The 15,626-nt window shown below is 59.9% G+C and carries 16 protein-coding genes; 7 read left to right on the top strand and 9 right to left on the bottom strand.

The genetic code is table 11. The annotated features are described in order from the left end of the window. Nucleotides 1-14 precede the first annotated feature (14 nt). Entirely contained in the window at nt 15-1,304 is a 1,290-nt protein-coding gene (locus COA55_RS09210) for an imelysin family protein (RefSeq protein WP_290501717.1), read from the bottom strand. 267 nt (nt 1,305-1,571) lie between these two features. On the opposite strand from COA55_RS09210, the gene nhaD reads away from it, so the two are divergent. Then, nucleotides 1,572-2,801, top strand: coding sequence for a sodium:proton antiporter NhaD (gene nhaD / locus COA55_RS09205; protein WP_290501715.1), 1,230 nt, complete (start codon nt 1,572-1,574; stop codon nt 2,799-2,801). Between the two features lie 37 nt (nt 2,802-2,838). On the opposite strand, the gene COA55_RS09200 is transcribed toward nhaD, so the two are convergent. Both COA55_RS09200 and COA55_RS09195 read right to left on the bottom strand, forming a co-directional pair. Next, complete coding sequence (locus tag COA55_RS09200; protein ID WP_290501713.1) at nt 2,839-3,372, bottom strand: hypothetical protein; 534 nt, start codon at nt 3,370-3,372, stop codon at nt 2,839-2,841. A gap of 403 nt (nt 3,373-3,775) precedes the next feature. Then, on the bottom strand, nt 3,776-4,138 hold the full coding sequence (locus COA55_RS09195; RefSeq protein WP_290501711.1) for a hypothetical protein: 363 nt from the start codon (nt 4,136-4,138) through the stop codon (nt 3,776-3,778). 134 nt (nt 4,139-4,272) lie between these two features. On the opposite strand from COA55_RS09195, the gene COA55_RS09190 reads away from it, so the two are divergent. Next, nucleotides 4,273-4,581, top strand: a complete 309-nt coding sequence (locus COA55_RS09190) for a hypothetical protein (RefSeq protein WP_039926707.1) — start codon at nt 4,273-4,275, stop codon at nt 4,579-4,581. Here COA55_RS09190 and COA55_RS09185 read toward each other — a convergent pair whose 3' ends face one another. Together COA55_RS09185 and COA55_RS09180 are read right to left on the bottom strand one after the other, a co-directional pair. Continuing rightward, a complete protein-coding gene (locus COA55_RS09185) occupies nt 4,582-5,430 on the bottom strand; it encodes a BamA/TamA family outer membrane protein (protein WP_231880664.1) in 849 nt (282 codons plus the stop codon). Then, nucleotides 5,370-5,768: a hypothetical protein gene (locus COA55_RS09180; RefSeq protein WP_290501709.1), complete on the bottom strand. Its 399-nt coding sequence runs from the start codon at nt 5,766-5,768 to the stop codon at nt 5,370-5,372. The genes COA55_RS09185 and COA55_RS09180 overlap by 61 nt, the downstream gene beginning before the upstream one ends. An 83-nt stretch (nt 5,769-5,851) precedes the next feature. Between COA55_RS09180 and COA55_RS09175 the strand changes: the two genes are divergently transcribed. Next, the gene (locus tag COA55_RS09175) at nt 5,852-7,420 is read left to right on the top strand and encodes a phospholipase D family protein (protein ID WP_290501707.1); all 1,569 of its coding nucleotides are present in this window, start codon (nt 5,852-5,854) and stop codon (nt 7,418-7,420) included. A 49-nt stretch (nt 7,421-7,469) separates the two neighbouring features. On the opposite strand, the gene COA55_RS09170 is transcribed toward COA55_RS09175, so the two are convergent. Together COA55_RS09170 and COA55_RS09165 are read right to left on the bottom strand one after the other, a co-directional pair. Next, complete coding sequence (locus tag COA55_RS09170) at nt 7,470-8,009, bottom strand: DinB family protein (protein WP_290501705.1); 540 nt, start codon at nt 8,007-8,009, stop codon at nt 7,470-7,472. A gap of 13 nt (nt 8,010-8,022) precedes the next feature. Then, nucleotides 8,023-8,259 (bottom strand): serine protease, encoded by a 237-nt coding sequence (locus tag COA55_RS09165; RefSeq protein WP_290501703.1) that lies wholly within the window; start codon nt 8,257-8,259, stop codon nt 8,023-8,025. Between the two features lie 259 nt (nt 8,260-8,518). On the opposite strand from COA55_RS09165, the gene COA55_RS09160 reads away from it, so the two are divergent. The 4 genes from COA55_RS09160 to COA55_RS09145 are packed head-to-tail and all read left to right on the top strand — an operon-like array spanning nt 8,519 to nt 12,873. Continuing rightward, nucleotides 8,519-9,310 (top strand): DUF3348 domain-containing protein, encoded by a 792-nt coding sequence (locus COA55_RS09160; RefSeq protein ID WP_231880667.1) that lies wholly within the window; start codon nt 8,519-8,521, stop codon nt 9,308-9,310. After that, nucleotides 9,307-11,553: a DUF802 domain-containing protein gene (locus tag COA55_RS09155; protein ID WP_290501700.1), complete on the top strand. Its 2,247-nt coding sequence runs from the start codon at nt 9,307-9,309 to the stop codon at nt 11,551-11,553. Before COA55_RS09160 ends, COA55_RS09155 begins: the two co-directional genes overlap by 4 nt. Next, nucleotides 11,553-12,191: an OmpA family protein gene (locus tag COA55_RS09150; RefSeq protein ID WP_063538460.1), complete on the top strand. Its 639-nt coding sequence runs from the start codon at nt 11,553-11,555 to the stop codon at nt 12,189-12,191. Before COA55_RS09155 ends, COA55_RS09150 begins: the two co-directional genes overlap by 1 nt. After that, the gene (locus tag COA55_RS09145) at nt 12,181-12,873 is read left to right on the top strand and encodes a DUF2894 domain-containing protein (RefSeq protein WP_290501697.1); all 693 of its coding nucleotides are present in this window, start codon (nt 12,181-12,183) and stop codon (nt 12,871-12,873) included. Before COA55_RS09150 ends, COA55_RS09145 begins: the two co-directional genes overlap by 11 nt. A 201-nt stretch (nt 12,874-13,074) precedes the next feature. On the opposite strand, the gene COA55_RS09140 is transcribed toward COA55_RS09145, so the two are convergent. Together COA55_RS09140 and COA55_RS09135 are read right to left on the bottom strand one after the other, a co-directional pair. After that, on the bottom strand, nt 13,075-15,159 hold the full coding sequence (locus COA55_RS09140) for a BCCT family transporter (RefSeq protein WP_290501695.1): 2,085 nt from the start codon (nt 15,157-15,159) through the stop codon (nt 13,075-13,077). A gap of 79 nt (nt 15,160-15,238) precedes the next feature. Beyond that, nucleotides 15,239-15,469 (bottom strand): hypothetical protein, encoded by a 231-nt coding sequence (locus COA55_RS09135; RefSeq protein WP_290501693.1) that lies wholly within the window; start codon nt 15,467-15,469, stop codon nt 15,239-15,241. Nucleotides 15,470-15,626: the final 157 nt, after the last annotated feature.

Here is a 15,626-nt window from a genome sequence, read left to right as displayed (position 1 = left end):
TTCCGGTTCTGGCGTCAGAAACTGTGATTGGCGGTATCCGGGTTCAGGGCCTGGATGTTCAACACCCGCGCCGCTTTCTCGATGCTGGTGGTCTGCACGACCAGGGCACCAATGGCGGCATTCACCGTGTCGGCACCCTGGGCATTGCCCGGGGCAATCAGCTGATCGAAATGGGTCCCGTTGTTGGCGCTATCTACCAGCACCTGCAGCGCCGCCTCGCTGGCGTTCAGGTCGGTTTTCAGCTGGCTGTCCGCCGCCGGCTGGTTCGCCGCCACCAGGTCGCTCAGCGAGGGGCCGGTCAGGGTTTCCCCGTTGCTCCGCTGATACTCGCCCAGATACACATTGCGAATGCCCTTGCCATTATAGAAGTGCGACGCATGGGTGTTATCGCTGAAGCAGTCGTGCTCGTCTTCCGGGGAGTGCGCCGCCAGCGCCACTTTCATGCGCTCGCCGGCCAGCTCGCCCAACGACAGGCTGCCCATGCCAAACAGCATCTTGCGCAGGCCGTTTTCCACGCTGTCCGCTTCCAGTTCGGCCCGGTAATTTTCTTCACCCGGTCGCCATTCATCCACCATCACTTCCAGATCGTCGATAAGCAGATCGGTCACTACCGACAGGTATTCGCGCCGACGCTCGTTATGACCACCCGTTGCGTCCGGGCCGGTGGCGAAATCCGTTGCCGGGCGCTGGCCGGCACCGGCGTCAGTGCCGTTCAGGTCCTGGCCCCACAGCAAGAATTCAATGGCGTGGTAACCGGTAGCCACGTTCACCTCGGAACCGCCCAATTCGTTGAGGCTGGCCAACAGTTCCGCGTTCAGGTCGGTCAGGTCCAGGGTCTGTTCACCGATTTTCAATGACTCGCTGGCAATAATATTGGCGCGGGCACCGGGGTTGCCCATCACCGCCTGATAGTCCTCGTTCACGTAATCGATCAGGCCTTCATCCAGCGGCCAGGCATTCACCTGCCCTTCCCATTCATCCACCACAGCATTGCCGAAGCGGAATACTTCAGTCTGCATGTAGGGCACCCGCGCGGCACGCCAGGCATCGCGGGCGGCGGCCAGGTTGGCCTCGGTGGGCGCGGCCAATAGCGTGCCGATCTGCGTTTTCAACTCGCGGGCACCGGCCAACGCATCGCTATACGTCGCCAAGGCCACATCGCCATAGTGGCTAACCACCTGCCTGCCAAGGGCATCATCATAAGCCGGGGCCACATCTGCATCCGTGGATTGCGGTTCGTCACTACAGGCAGACAGAAACAGGGAGGCCAGCAACAGGCCTCCGGTGGACAGGCGGGTCAGCATGAAAATTCCTCGATCAGATCAAACATCACAAGCAAACGCGCAGATCAGAGCCGGCGCGGAAACAGTCTGGGCGCACATAATGCGAATTATTCTCATCTTTTTAAAGGGGTGCGTGCAAAATTTGCACATTCCCTGCGTTTTTTTCACCGTAATTGGTCGGATTCTTCGGGATAAACAGGCCGTTTCCGGTGAACACTGTTCACAAAACGCCTAGAATAGCGCCGCCCTCCACTCTTCACTCTCTGCCCATAGTGCGAGTCGCCCGTTATGACTACCGTTTTGCTGATCCTGGTGGCGCTGGGCTTTTTGTCCATCGTCGTCGAAGACATCGTTCATATTGATAAAGCGAAAACCACCCTGTTTTTCGGGTCATTCGCCTGGCTTTTGTTCTTTATTGCCCCGCCGGCCCACCTCAGTCACGACGCGCTGATGGAAAGCCTGAATGAAAACCTGCTGGATATTGCCACCCTGTGGCTGTTCCTGATGGCCGCCATGACCTTTGTGGCCTACCTGTCCGGTAAGGGCATTATCGACAGCCTGGTCAACAAGCTGCTGCCCGAACGCATCAGCGAACGTAAATTGATGCTGCTCACCGGCCTGTTTGCCTTTCTGTTCTCCTCCATGGCCGACAACATTACCGCCACTCTGGTGTGCATCGCCGTGCTGATGAATCTGAACCTGCCGGCGAAGAAACTGATGCGCTACGTGGTGCTGGTGGTGTTCTCGGTGAATGCCGGCGGCACTGCCCTGATCACCGGCGATGTCACCACGCTGATGATCTTCCTGGCCGGCAAAGTGGAAATTCCGGACCTGCTGCTGCTCAGCCTGCCCGCCGCCGGCGCCGTGGCCGTGCTCGCCTTGATGCTCTCTCTGGGACTCAGTGGCGAGGTGCATATCCAGAAAAAAAGCAGCGCCATCGAGCGCGGCGACAAGGTTATCGCCCTGCTGTTCTTCGCCACCATTGTCGGCACCATCGCCGCCAACGTGGCCTTCGGCATTCCGCCGGTGCTGTGTTTCCTGTTCGGCCTGTCCTTGATGTTCATGGTGGTGCAGTTCCTGAACAAGGACGAACCGATTCTGGAATACATTCGCAAGATCGAGTTCGACACCCTGCTGTTTTTCCTGGGCGTATTGCTGCTGGTCGGCATGCTCAAGGAACTGGGAATGCTGGCCTACTTCCCGGCACTGTATGACGTGATGCCACCGGTGGCCGCCAACTTCCTGGTGGGCCTGGCGTCGGCCCTGTTTGACAACGTGCCGCTCACCGCCGCCCTGCTCAATTCCGGCATCGAAATGAACCTGGCCCAGTGGCTGTCTCTGACCTATTCGGTCGGGGTGGGTGGCGCACTTCTTGTCATCGGCTCCGCCGCCGGCGTGATCGCCATGAGCAAGATCGAAGCGCTGACATTCGGCAGCTACCTGCGATATTTCGGCTATCTGTTGGTGGCCTATAGTGTTGGTTTTGCTGCGGTCCTTGGGCTCGGCCAGCTTCTGTAGCCCCAGCTATACGCCGGACCGGGGTTCCCGGTCCGGCCTACCAGCGGCCTTCGCGCTGCAGCTGATTTTTCCATTTTCGCCAGCGGGGTTCTGCATACGCCGGGCGTGGCTTGAGTGCCCGTAACGGCGCCCAGTCATTCTCGCCCAGCCGGCTCATCCATTCCTCATCCGGCAGAACCGCCTCCCCTTCATGAGGCTCCCCATGGCAGCTATAACGGAAACGCAGCAACCACAGCGTTTCCTCTCCGTCCTCGGGCTCATTGTATTGCGTCACTGACAACACCACCCCATCCACATTGGTGCCGTGTTCTCTAAGCAAGGCCCGCTCGTAGTAATAGCCAATGCTGCTTGCACTGGTCACCAACGCCATGATCATGACCCCAATGCCGACCAGCGCAAAGAAGGCCCCGCCAAACGCCGCCCCCCAATCATCGCCACCTTCAAACCAGAGCAGACCGACGCCAACCGCCGCAAACGGCAAGCCAAGAAAGAAGAAGAGCATGAAGAAAAAGGAAAAATGCCGACGCGCCGTTTGCAGCAGCAGCGGCCAGCTGAGTGGCCCAATGGCCATAGAGTGACTCCCGTCCCTGGAAAAACCAGACAGAAGCATACCGAAAAAGCCCCCGGACCCCGAGGGCTAAGGAACCTCTGAATAACTCCTTGCATGCTCAGTCTTTCAGGCTGGCTCGCAATCTATACCCCATTCGGGGCACAGAGGGCGCGATTTTGAAGGTGTCCCCTAACTGGGATCGAGATATGTCCATCCATCGACTCTTCACCTTCAACACGCAACGACGAGTGCGGCCAGCCTGGAAGACCCGGAGGGCACGGCCTGAAGCGTACATCTGCTGCGCCTTGCCCCTAGGAAAGGGAACCACCCTGTCCGTCAAGACAAGACTCAACAGCTGCACGCTTCAGGCCACGCTGAGTACGCAAGGAGTTATTCAGAGGTTCCCTAACAGGCGGTCATCGAATCAGTTGGCGCCGTAAAGATCGCTGTCCAGTTCCTTCAGGTCCTTGTCCAGCTGTTGCCAGTTAGCCTGGCCATCCACGCTGTCTGCACCGGTCAGTTCATGGTATTCGTCAATGCGTTGCTGCAATTCTGTGAGCACATCCTGCAAAGCCAGCTGATGTCGCTCCGCTTCGGTGCTGCGGTCTCCGCCCCCCTGCTTTTCCAGTTGATCCAGCTCGGCTTCCAGTTCATCCAGCTTGCCTTTGATATCGGCAATCATTTGTTTACCGGTTTCCATAATCGCAACTCCTTGTTCGATCAGGGATTCACAGGTGAACCCGGTTTCAGAGTGGCCCCATTTATTGAACAGGGTCAAGTCTGTCACCGGCAACGGTACAGACGGTCAGACAATCGGGCATCAATACGTGTTCCCGGGGTCCATAATGGTTATGGTCCTTATTAACGGTTTTCGCTACATTGCGGAACAGTCCCTTACCCGATTGACCACGCAGGCCAACAATGAAAAAAACAGCAGAACGAGCAGAGCTGCTCAAGGACATGATTCAGGAAGCCATTGAAGATGGCGCCACCACCGTGGAAGACGTGCACCAGCATATTGCCGGGCTACCGTTTGACGCGCTGGAGAAGCTGGGCCTCTTTGAAGACAAGGCGCCAGCCCTGAAAGAAAAACAGCGCAAAACCATCGGCCTGGTGTACGACACCATTCGCAAGGTGAATCAGGAAGTGGGCGCGCTGATCTCCGAACAGTTTGCGGCACTGGAAGATGCGCGCACCGCAGCTAAAAACATGGACGAAAAAGAAGACTGATCAACGCCAGCTGGACCCCGCCTGAATATACCAGGCGGTCTCCTCCGGCCCCCGGGCAATATCAATCCCCATCGTCATCCCGTACCGGCGAGCGATCAGATAGCGAAACCCGCTACCGTAGCTATTGGCCACTTCGGCGTCTGACAAATCCGAAAGGCTTTCTGCGGCACGTCCACCGCCACCAAAAAAGTTGAACCGCCAGCGAGGACTGGCTTTCCAGATCGCCTCCACTTCTGCCACCGCGACCGCCTTACCCTGATAGCGAACAGCAGGAATGCCGCGCATATCCACATAAGGCAACACATAAGGTGGCAATCGGGTACTGTCGCTCACATCGACACCGTCATACTGAAGGCGCAGGGCAAAATTGAAATGCTCGTTAACGTTCCAGTAATTCAGGCCCTCCAGCGTATAGCTGCCAAAGTTGATATCACTGCCAACACTGTCCCCGTACCACACATAATTACCCGCATAGTAAAGCCCGGACTGAGGAGCCAGAGGGTTATCCCGGCTATCGTATTCCGCCAGCACCCCCAAGCCGGAGGTACGAATCTTGTCCCCCAGATTGTTGCGCAAGAACGTATTCACCGCCTGCTCCAGACGCGGGCTGGGTAATGAGATATCTTCCTCAAGAGACAGCTCAACCTGCCTGTAAACCTGCCTTGCCCCCAACATCCAGCGGCTTGCGCCGAGCCTGAACTTCAACTCCTGGACCGCCGCCGGCCCTTTCACATTCAGTTCGACAGGGTCACGGAGGTCACGCCCGCCCAATGAATAAAAATCCAGATTCAGATCAGGAAACAAGGCAAAGCCGCGATAACGAATGCGGTCATTATGCCAGAAACCCATGTGCCCCAGTCCTGCCGCGCGCGTTCCATTTTCCGTGGCACCCAGCCCCACCACACTGATGTTATTCGGCAAAATGGCCGGACTGCCACCAGACACCCGCTGCTTTTTTTGTTCCTCACTTTCGTGAAAAAAATCGCGCCCATGCCCAGGCCCGCGCCCACAGCAGGTTCGGTGATAACCATCGGAATCGGCAAGAAACCCTGCGGCACCTCGGAAAGGTAACGGCTGCCATCCAGCATGCCGTCTTCCGGGTCGATCATGTAATCCTGAAAGAAATCCGCCTGAACCGCCCCCGCCATTAAACCTGCAACGATTGCCAGCATCCCTCGCTTCAACATGGCCCGTTCCCTGTTCGCGTTCAGTTTGAAATTATTGCGCTGTTGCGCTTTGATAATCGCAGACTTGCTGCGATGACTCCACCATGCCTCATATGCCGCCACTGATCGGGTTATTACTGATCACCCTGCTCTCCACCGCCTGCCAGGCACAATCCGGCTATGACCCAGACAGCCGTCCGGCCAACACCGCCCTGCCCAGCCCAGCGGAGGGCCCCATCGCCGCAAGCCTGGAGCAACTTCACGACAACCCCGAGCATGAAAATCAATCCGGTTTTTATCTGCTGCACGAGGGACTGTCTGCTTTCGTGGCACGCGTTGCCCTGATTGAAGTGGCCCGGTCCTCGCTGGACCTGCAGTACTATATTGTTTCCGATGACACCTCGTCGCGCATCATTGTCGCAAAATTGCTGGAAGCGGCAGACCGGGGCGTGCGGGTGCGTCTCCTGGTCGACGATCTGGGCACCCGTGTGGCAGAGCCACTCGTTGCCACCCTCGAACAACACCCCAACATTCATATTCGTATCTTCAACCCGGTAGCGGCCCGCAGCGGCATTACCCGGGCGTTGCAAATGGCCTCACATTTCGGGCGCACCAACCACCGCATGCATAACAAACTGATGGTGGCGGACAGCAGCGTCTTGATCACTGGCGGGCGTAATCTGGGCGACGAGTATTTTTCCAATACCAATGTGGATTTTCAGGATGTGGATGTGATGGCCGTGGGCAAGATTGTCCCTGACGGCGTAGCCAGTTTTGATCGATACTGGAACACCCCCGCCTCGGTGCCGATCAATCGGGTTCTTGATGCCGACGATGCAGACATGGACCTGCCTACCCTGCAACGCACGCTGCTCCGTTTTCTGGATGAACAAAAGAACAGCGAGTTTGCCAATGCGCTCTCCGGTTCCAGCCTGGGTCGCCGCCTTGTGGAAGGGAAAGTGCCGCTGGACTGGGGGCAGGCCACCCTGTATGCCGACCCACCGGAAAAAGCCACCGCCCGCGACACACTGAGCCGCGATGATTATCTGGGCGCCTCCCTCAAGACCATTCTCGAAAGCGCCCGGCAACGGTTGCAAATCAGCTCCGCGTATTTTGTACCCGGCGATGCCGGAGTGACACTGTTTTCATCGTTGTCCGAACGGGGAGTCAAGGTGGATATTCTTACCAACTCACTCAGCACCACCGACGTGGCTATCGTGCACAGTGGCTATGTGAATTACCGCAAACCGCTACTGGAAAATGGCATCACCCTGTGGGAGCTTCGCGCCGAAGCCGGGCAACAGGAACGCATTCACTGGTTCAAGGGAAAATCCCGCGCCAGCCTGCATGCCAAAACCTTTGTCATTGATGACGACCGCACCTTCATCGGCTCCGTGAACCTGGACGGCCGCTCGATTGTGCAAAACACGGAAATCGGTTTGCTGATTGAAAGCGAATCACTGAATCAACAACTCAGCCAACTGTTTGCCAGCTGGGTCAGTGACGATTCCGCCTGGCATGTCAGCCTTGATGACGAGAGAGAGCTGCAATGGCAGGCGAGAGATGCAGACGACCACACCCCACGGACCCTGGACCACGACCCGGAGACGTCCCGCTGGCAACGCATCAAGGTGTGGATGCTGTCGTGGCTGCCCATTGAATCGCAAATCTGATGCTGACCTGTAGCAACCCGCTACCGGTTAGCGTCGTCATCTTTTTTGTTCACTGCAATTCATCAGCAATACGCACCAGCAAGTCCGTCACGCCAACATCCACACCCGCTTGCGACAGCAACGTGGTTACCTGCCCGCGGTGATGGGTCTGATGATTGAAAAAATGCGTCAGCAAGCTGCCAAACCGCCGCCGCGACGCAACGCCCTTGCTGTTACGATAAGACAGCACGTAATCCAGATCGCCGTCACCCAAATCGCCACACCAATCCACTATTTGCTGATCCAGCCATAGCCGGTGTAAATGCAGCTCGGCAAAGGTGTCCCGTACCTGGGCATCCAGCGTCGGCGGCGTGGGCAACATGGTGATGGGCGCAAGGCTGTCGATACACGCCGGGTGCACCGCAAACCGCTTCAGCCACAGCGTGTCCGCCACCAGCAAATGGTTCAGCGTATTCTCGATGGAACCGAAAAAAGCGCCCCGGTCTTCCTGGCGCACGGCCTCAGGCAGGGTAGCGGTGACCTCAAAAAGGCGCCCGTTCATCCATTGGTTATAGTCTGCCAGCAAACGGACTGTGCTTAACTCACTCATGGCATTCTGCGTTTTATGGCTCTGTTGGCAAATCGGTACAAAACGCCTCGAACCCGGCCTGGGTATTGTCGAAGCCGTGCGCCTCAGCCAGTTCCCATGGGCGCTCGCAGGCTCCGGTGGCCGGGCACCATTGATAACCCGCAGAAGGCAGGCAGCCGAAACGGTCACGGTCACCGCCTACCACCTTCTCCTGCTCGCAGCCGCTGAGTAGTCCCGCTGCCAGCAGCAGGGCAGGCATCGCCGTCGTCATTGCCCTCACATCGCATTCCTTTGCTTGTCGATTCATCGGTTTTGGCAGAGGCGCTCATCACCCCTCTCCGCCCAGCCCCCAGTCTACGACGGATTTCGCAACCCGTCCCTCAACCGACCAGCGCATTATCATCACCGGCCTTTCCCGATTAGAATGGGCGGCTGGCCCGTCGATCCATTTCAATCGGCACAGGCAGCGCCTTGCTGCGGCCACCGACAAGCCCGTTTTCACAGTACCTGCAGTCGCCATGGACAACAGTATGCATAGGACGCAAACACCCGCGCAAACCGGCCCCGCCGGCAGCCGGCTGGTTCAGCTGCTCGCCAGCCTGGACCCGAAAGCCGCCGCGTCCTCCCATCCCTGTTTTGCCGAACGGCTGGGCCGCCTGTTTGACCTGTCCGACACCATTGCCCTGGATGCCGCCACCCAGCACCGCCCCAGCGGCCCCTTCACCGCCCAGGACGATATCACCGCCACCCTGCAGGCCGACCTGCTGAAAACCCGTAACACCCTGCTGGAGAACCTGAGTTACAGCTTCGCCGGCAAACAGGCCGCCTCGGTGATCAGCCTGCCCGCAGTGAACCGCAACACCCCGGCAGACAAGCGCCCCAGCTTTGGCCCCTACGAACGCTTCCACCAGGCCCACCAGCGGCAAATGATCGCCGCCCTGACCAACCTGCGCCTGCGCGCCCGCCGCCAGCTCACCGCACACAGTGCCGAGCTGGCCCGGCTGGCCGAGCTGGATGCGGTGTTCGAGCACAGCCTCTCGGCCTACGTACGCCGCTGCTTTACCGCCCTGCCCGCCTTTCTGGAAAAGCGTTACCGCACGCTCTGGCAGCAGGGCCAACACACACCACCGCAGGACTGGATGGCCGCCAACGGCTGGCTAGCGCAGTTCTGTCAGGAAATTCAAATGCTGTTGCTGGCTGAACTGGACGCCCGTCAGGAGCCCATTCTGGGCCTGCTGGGCGCAGCCACCGCCGCGTCCTGCGACGCAACCACCGGCTCCACGTTCGCCGACATTGATCACAAGGAAAGCACCACCCCATGAGACGTTTTTTATTTGCTCTGCCCTTTGCTCTTGGCGCCGTGGCCGTTATCTGGATTGGCGCCACCTTTTTGCGCAATCCGGTGGCCCTCACCGTTACCCTGCTGATCGCCGCCGTCTACGGGCTCGGCTTTGTGGAACTGCTGCGCTACCGCCGCGACACCGCCCGGCTGGATCAACAACTGCAGCAGCTCCCCGAGCCCGATGCCGGCCGGGAATCGCTGACCCGCTGGCTCACCGACCTGCCCGGCACGTTGCGCCATGCCGTGCAACGCCGCGTCGACGGCCAGCCCGCCGCCCTGCCCGGCCCGGTGTTAACCCCTTACCTCACCGGCCTGCTGGTGATGCTCGGCCTGCTCGGCACCTTCGTGGGCATGATCGTGACCCTGAAAGGCGCCGCCACCGCCCTGGACGGCAGCAGCGAACTGACCGCCATCCGCAGCGCCCTGTCCGCCCCCATCGCCGGCCTGAGCCTGGCCTTTGGCACTTCCATTGCCGGGGTAGCGGCCTCCGCCATGCTGGGTCTCACCGCCACCCTGTGTCGCCGCGACCGCATGGACGTATCCCGCCAGCTGGATGACGCCGTGGATGGCCAGCTGTATCGCTTCTCCCTGAACCACCAGCGTGAAACCGCCTACGCCGCCCTGCAAAGCCAGTCCCAGGTATTCCCGGAACTGGTCACCGCCCTGCAGACCCTCACCGGGCGCATGGAGCAAATGGGCGAGCAGCTCACCGGCAATCAGCAAGCCTTCCACAACGGCCTCCAGGAGCAATACCAGGGACTGGCCCGCTCCGTGGGCGACTCCCTGCGTGACACCCTGGCCGACAGCAGCCGCCTGGCCGCGGAAAGCGTGCAGCCGATCATGGCCCAGTCACTGGCCAGCCTCAGCGAGCAGGTTCAGGGCACCCACGAAAAGCTCAACGCCATCACCGAACAGCAGCTCGGCACCCTCACCGAACGCTTCCGCGACACCACCGAGCACGCCGCCGAACAATGGCGCGCCGGCCTCGCCGAGCACCAGCAAACAAGCGCCCGGCTGGTCAACGACATCAGCACCTCCCTGGCCGCTCACCACGACCAGTTCCAGCACAACAGCAACACCCTGCTGCAACAGGTCCGCGATACCCAGCAACAACTGGGCAGTGCCAGCGAGCAACAGCTGGCCAGCATCACCGGTGAATTCCAGGCGGTCACCCGTCAGGCACTACAAGACTGGAACGCCGGACTGGAAGCCCACCGGGCCAGCGGCGCGGACCTGCTTGAACAACTACAGAGCAGCCAACAGGCCGTGGCCGAACACAGCGAGAAGCAGTTTGCCGCCATCGCCGGGCAATTCCAGGCCAGCACCGAACAGGCCGCCCAGCACTGGCAAACCGGCCTCGGCGAGCAACAACGCACCGTGGCCACGCTGGTCAGCGAAATCCGTAGCGCCCTGCACGAACACAACAGCGAATTTCGCGACAGCGCCGCCGGGCTGCTCAGCGGCCAGCAAACCGGCATGGACAGCCTGATCACCCAGCTGGGCGAACAGTTGAATGCCCTGCGCGACCAGGAAGCGGTCCGTGGCGATGCCGCCAGCGAACGCCTGGCCGGGCTGGAGGCCACCGTCACCGAGCATCTGGGCCGCCTGGGCACCGCTCTGGAAGCGCCCATGACTCGCCTGATCGAAACCGCCTCGCAAACCCCGAAGGCCGCCGCTGAGGTGATCACCCGCCTGCGCGAGGAAATGACCCACAGCAGCGAGCGGGATAACGAACTGCTGGAAGAGCGCCGCCGCATCATGACCGAGCTGGACACCCTGCTCTCTGGCCAGCAAGCCGCCGCCGATGCCCAGCGCAACGCCATCGACACCCTGATCCGCACCTCCAGCGAGACGCTCAGCCAGGTCAGCGACACCTTCTCGCAACAGGTCAGCGACCAGGCCAGCCGCCTGAATCAGGTGGCCGGCGACGTCACCGGCAGTGCCGCCGAAGTGGCCAGCCTCAGCGACGCCTTTGCCGCTGCCGTGCAGGTGTTCAGCAGCGCCAACGACACCCTGCTGGACAACCTGCACCAGGTGGAAACCTCACTGGAGAAATCCGCCGCCCGCGCCGACGAGCAACTGGGCTACTACGTGGAGCAGGCCCGCGAGGTAATCGAGCTGAGCATGGCCTCGCAGAAAGACGTGATCGATGCCCTGGCCAGCCTGCGCCATGGCGAAGCGCCCGCGCAGGATGGCCAGCGCACGGCTTCCGAGGTCAATTGATGGACGAATTACACGACAGCGATGCCCAGGCCTCGCCGGTCTGGGCCATCTTCTCGGACCTGATGGCCGCCCTGGTGGGCATTCTGGTGCTGCTGCTGGTGTGGGTGATCGGCATCCAGCTGGAATTGAGCCAGTCTCTGGAACAGGAAAAAGCCAAACGCCTCGCCGAAGAACAGCGCCGCATGGCACTGGAAGAAGCACTGGCCGACCCGTTGGCCAGCGGCCGGGTGACCTTCCACAACGGCCGCATCGGCATCAGCGGCAGCGTGCTGTTCCAGCTCAACTCCGACCAGCTGCAACCGGAAGGCGAAGCCCTGCTCAGCGATCTGGTCAAACCACTGCAGGTATTCCTCAGCCAGCACGACGACATGCTCATGGTCAGCGGCTTCACCGACGACCTGCCCATCAACCGGGGCAACGGCCGTTACGCGGATAACTGGGGCCTGTCGGCGCAGCGAGCACTCACCGTCACCCGCACCCTGATCGAACAGGGCATGCCGGCGGACCAGGTCTTCGCCGCCGCCTTCGGCGACAACCAGCCGGTGGCCCCCAACGACAACGCCGACAGCCGTGCCCGTAACCGCCGGGTGGAGCTGACCACGGTGCCCAGGCAAAGCGAGGCAGCCGATGCCCCCTGATCACGCCGCGCCCTCGCCCACACTCGGCGCCCTGCTGGAGCGGCTAGCCGCCCTGCGCGAACAGGGCGCGGAACATTTCGAGCCGGTGCAGTTCCATTACCTGAACAGCCTGGCCCGGCGGCTGGCTGCCCTGCGTGAGCCTTCCATCCGCACACAGGGCAAACTGACCGCCCAACTGGCCGAGTACGAAGATGCGCTGCATCAGGCAAGAGACACCCTGCAACGCGCCGGGGAAGCCACCGACAATCCCGGCCAGTTCCGCTCCCTGCTACGGCGACCCCAGCCAGTAACGTCTTCACCGTTTGCGCCCTTACAGCAGGCCTACAGCAACCCACCAGCGGATGACAGCCCGGAAGAAGGCAACACTCTGGCAGGCTTGCTGAAACAACAGGAAACCCGGGTACTGGCAGATAATGGCGCCAGCGCCCCATCCCCGCCGCCCAGGCAACGGGAGCTGAGCGCCCTGCGCCAGCTGCGCCACCAGCGCCAGGCACACCGGGCACGCCAGCGCATCGACGATGCCATCACCCAGACCCCCAGTGACGCCGGCCCGCTCAACTCCCACCGGCTGGTGGCCCGCTCCATCGAAACCCTGCGTGAGCTGTCGCCTGCGTATCTGGAGCACTTCGTGAACTATCTGGATACCCTGATGAGCCTGGAAAAACTGGCGCGTAAACGCTGAACTCTCACCCTTCGAGTTTTGACGACCCTAAATGTTGGATTACGCCTTTCAGGCTAATTCAACCTACAAACCAGAGAGTCGTCTGGTTTTGCAGGTCCGATTTACCCAAGGGCACAGAGAGCCTGAAAGCGTAGGCCTGAAACGAAAAACGCCCCAACATGTGGGGCGCCTGGCGATAACAGCGTTTCGGTTAGTGAATCATTACACCGGCTTCACGCTGCCATCGTCTTCTCCGTCATTGCCTTCACTAGGGTCACCGGGCTGATCGCGCAGCAGATCATCGTGCTCCGCCATTTCCCAGGGCAGCTTGCCCGGGGCCACATTCAGGAAGTGCAGGTAGTTTTCAAACTGGTCGAGCATGTCGCGGATGATATCCACCTCATCGTAACCGAACACATCGTAGGAACGGCCACCACGGCGCAGGAACACCTCGGCGCGGCAATACTCATGGGCATCGCTCACCTTGGCCTCGCGGCTGCTGTAGGCATATTCCGGCACCGGCGTGGTAATCAGGCGGATGTCATAAATAAAGCCCACATGCTCATCACGGTTCACCACCAGCTCGGCACGGATAAACTGCTCGTCGAAATTCACCGTGGCATCCCAGCCCGCCTTGCGTAGCTCTTCCACTACCTTGTTCATGCTGGACATGGCCGTTTCACGAATAAAGGATTCCACCTCCTCGCGGGAAGGGTAACGGATCATGGCGGTGAGGCGATGGCGCCACTGGCTGCCGGTCATATGCCGGCTATGAGCCATGTGCGCCTGCAAACTGGTTTCCCGGTGCCCCTCGATCACCAGCGCCCGCCACATGCCCACGGCGGCCAGCAGAATGACAATCGCAAACGGCAGTGCACTCACCATGGTCATCGTCTGAAGCGCACTCAAACCACCGGCCAGCAGCAGCACCGATGCGATCGCCCCTTCCAGTACCGCCCAGAAAATCCGCTGCCAGGCAGGGGTTTCCAGCACACCACCAGACGCCAGCGAATCCACCACCAGCGAGCCGGAATCCGAGGACGTCACAAAGAAGGTCACAATCAGGCACACCGCCAGGAACGACACCAGCGTGGACCAGGGCAAGTGATCAAACAGCTGGAACAGGGCCACCGCCTTGTCTGCCTGCACCTGGCTGACCAGCTCGGTATAGCCTCGCTCCATGATCGCATTCAGTGCCGTATCGCCAAACACCGAGAACCACAGGAAGGTAAAGATACTGGGCACCAGCATCACCCCGACCACAAACTGGCGAATGGTTCGGCCACGGCTGATTTTCGCAATAAACAAGCCCACAAAGGGCGCCCAGGCAATGGTCCAACTGAAGATAAACAGCGTCCAGTTACCAATCCAGTCGCTGTGGGTGTACGCCTGCAGGTTAAAGGTACGCTCGACAATATTGCTCAGGTAGCTCCCCGTGTTCTGCACAAAACTTTCCAGAATGTGCACCGTCGGGCCAACCACAAACACAAACAGCATCAGTATGACTGCCAGCACCATATTCAGAATCGACAGGCGCTTCACCCCCTTGTCCATCCCGGCCACCACCGACACCGTGGCCAGCGCCGTGACAATCACAATGGCGCTGATTTGCACCATGTTGCCCACCGGCACGTCCCACAGGTAATTCAGCCCGGCATTAATCTGCGCCGCCGACAACCCCAGGGTGGTGGCGATACCGAACATGGTGCCGAGAATGGCAAACACGTCGATGGCATGGCCGATCGGCCCGTAAATTTTTTCACCAATAAGGGGATAGAACGCCGAGCGCATGGACAATGGCAAACCGTGGCGGAAAGCGAAATAGGCCATCACCAAACCGACCAGCCCGTAAATCGCCCAGATATGAAAGCCCCAGTGGAAGAATGCAATCTGCATGGCCTGTTTCGCCGCATCCACTGTTTGCGCAGCGCCCACTGGCGGCTCGGCATAATGCAGCACAGGTTCGGCCACACCAAAGAACAACAGCGCGATGCCATAGCCCGCCGAGAACAACATGGCGAACCATTCCGGAAACGAATACTCCGCCTCACAATGGTCCGGCCCCAACTTGATGTTGCCCCAGGAAGTCAGGCTGATGCCGACGATAAAGATAAAGAACAGCGCCACCACCAGCATATAGAACCAGCCGAAGTTAACGGTGATCCAGGACTGGGCAGCCGAAAACGCCTCCCCCGCCAGCTCCGGATCGTTGATGGTGCCAATAATCAGCAATATCGCAACGATAACCGCCGGCACGAACACCGGCACAAGAATGGTTGAATTTCGCAACACAGCATTCTTCGCCATACAAAACATCCCTAATCGGCAAACAGACTGGTCAGTGGCAGCCGCACAAACCCCTGGTTCTCTATGACCATACAGACCGTTAACTCGGCTTTCCAGCACCCCGCTCACGGCCCAGGTTACGAATATAACTCACCGCCTGTGGCATACTCATGGTCAGCCGTTCAACACGATCCGCTGTAACCTGAATCAGCGAACCCGACCAGGGGTCCGGCGCACCGGGCAGATAAATCGTCACCTCGCCGTCATCCGCGCGCCCCACCTCAAAACACAGTTGCGAATAATCATCAAAGCGCACCTGCACCGGCACCATTAATGCCTCGCCGCTTGCGTCCAGCGACAAGGACTGGGAAAAGGATTTGAGGAGCCTCTGAATAACTCCTTGCGTACTCAGCGTGGCCTGGAGCGTTCAGCTGTTGTGTCTTGTCTCGATGGTCAGGGTGGTTCCCTTTCCGAGAGGCAAGGCGCAG

This window comes from Alcanivorax sp. (assembly GCF_002733835.1).
Lineage (GTDB): Bacteria > Pseudomonadota > Gammaproteobacteria > Pseudomonadales > Alcanivoracaceae > Alcanivorax.
Note: the sequence above shows the minus strand (reverse complement) of the source record. Positions and strands in the feature narration are given on the sequence as shown.

What these genes read in the sequence shown, in the direction of transcription:
- COA55_RS09210 (WP_290501717.1), bottom strand. Translation starts at nt 1,304, where the DNA reads ATGCTGACCCGCCTGTCCACCGGAGGCCTGTTGCTGGCCTCCCTGTTT.
- nhaD (WP_290501715.1), top strand. Translation starts at nt 1,572, where the DNA reads ATGACTACCGTTTTGCTGATCCTGGTGGCGCTGGGCTTTTTGTCCATC.
- COA55_RS09200 (WP_290501713.1), bottom strand. Translation starts at nt 3,372, where the DNA reads ATGGCCATTGGGCCACTCAGCTGGCCGCTGCTGCTGCAAACGGCGCGT.
- COA55_RS09190 (WP_039926707.1), top strand. Translation starts at nt 4,273, where the DNA reads ATGAAAAAAACAGCAGAACGAGCAGAGCTGCTCAAGGACATGATTCAG.
- COA55_RS09185 (WP_231880664.1), bottom strand. Translation starts at nt 5,430, where the DNA reads ATGGGTTTCTGGCATAATGACCGCATTCGTTATCGCGGCTTTGCCTTG.
- COA55_RS09180 (WP_290501709.1), bottom strand. Translation starts at nt 5,768, where the DNA reads ATGTTGAAGCGAGGGATGCTGGCAATCGTTGCAGGTTTAATGGCGGGG.
- COA55_RS09175 (WP_290501707.1), top strand. Translation starts at nt 5,852, where the DNA reads ATGCCTCATATGCCGCCACTGATCGGGTTATTACTGATCACCCTGCTC.
- COA55_RS09170 (WP_290501705.1), bottom strand. Translation starts at nt 8,009, where the DNA reads ATGAGTGAGTTAAGCACAGTCCGTTTGCTGGCAGACTATAACCAATGG.
- COA55_RS09165 (WP_290501703.1), bottom strand. Translation starts at nt 8,259, where the DNA reads ATGACGACGGCGATGCCTGCCCTGCTGCTGGCAGCGGGACTACTCAGC.
- COA55_RS09160 (WP_231880667.1), top strand. Translation starts at nt 8,519, where the DNA reads ATGCATAGGACGCAAACACCCGCGCAAACCGGCCCCGCCGGCAGCCGG.
- COA55_RS09155 (WP_290501700.1), top strand. Translation starts at nt 9,307, where the DNA reads ATGAGACGTTTTTTATTTGCTCTGCCCTTTGCTCTTGGCGCCGTGGCC.
- COA55_RS09150 (WP_063538460.1), top strand. Translation starts at nt 11,553, where the DNA reads ATGGACGAATTACACGACAGCGATGCCCAGGCCTCGCCGGTCTGGGCC.
- COA55_RS09145 (WP_290501697.1), top strand. Translation starts at nt 12,181, where the DNA reads ATGCCCCCTGATCACGCCGCGCCCTCGCCCACACTCGGCGCCCTGCTG.
- COA55_RS09140 (WP_290501695.1), bottom strand. Translation starts at nt 15,159, where the DNA reads ATGGCGAAGAATGCTGTGTTGCGAAATTCAACCATTCTTGTGCCGGTG.
- COA55_RS09135 (WP_290501693.1), bottom strand. Translation starts at nt 15,469, where the DNA reads ATGGTGCCGGTGCAGGTGCGCTTTGATGATTATTCGCAACTGTGTTTT.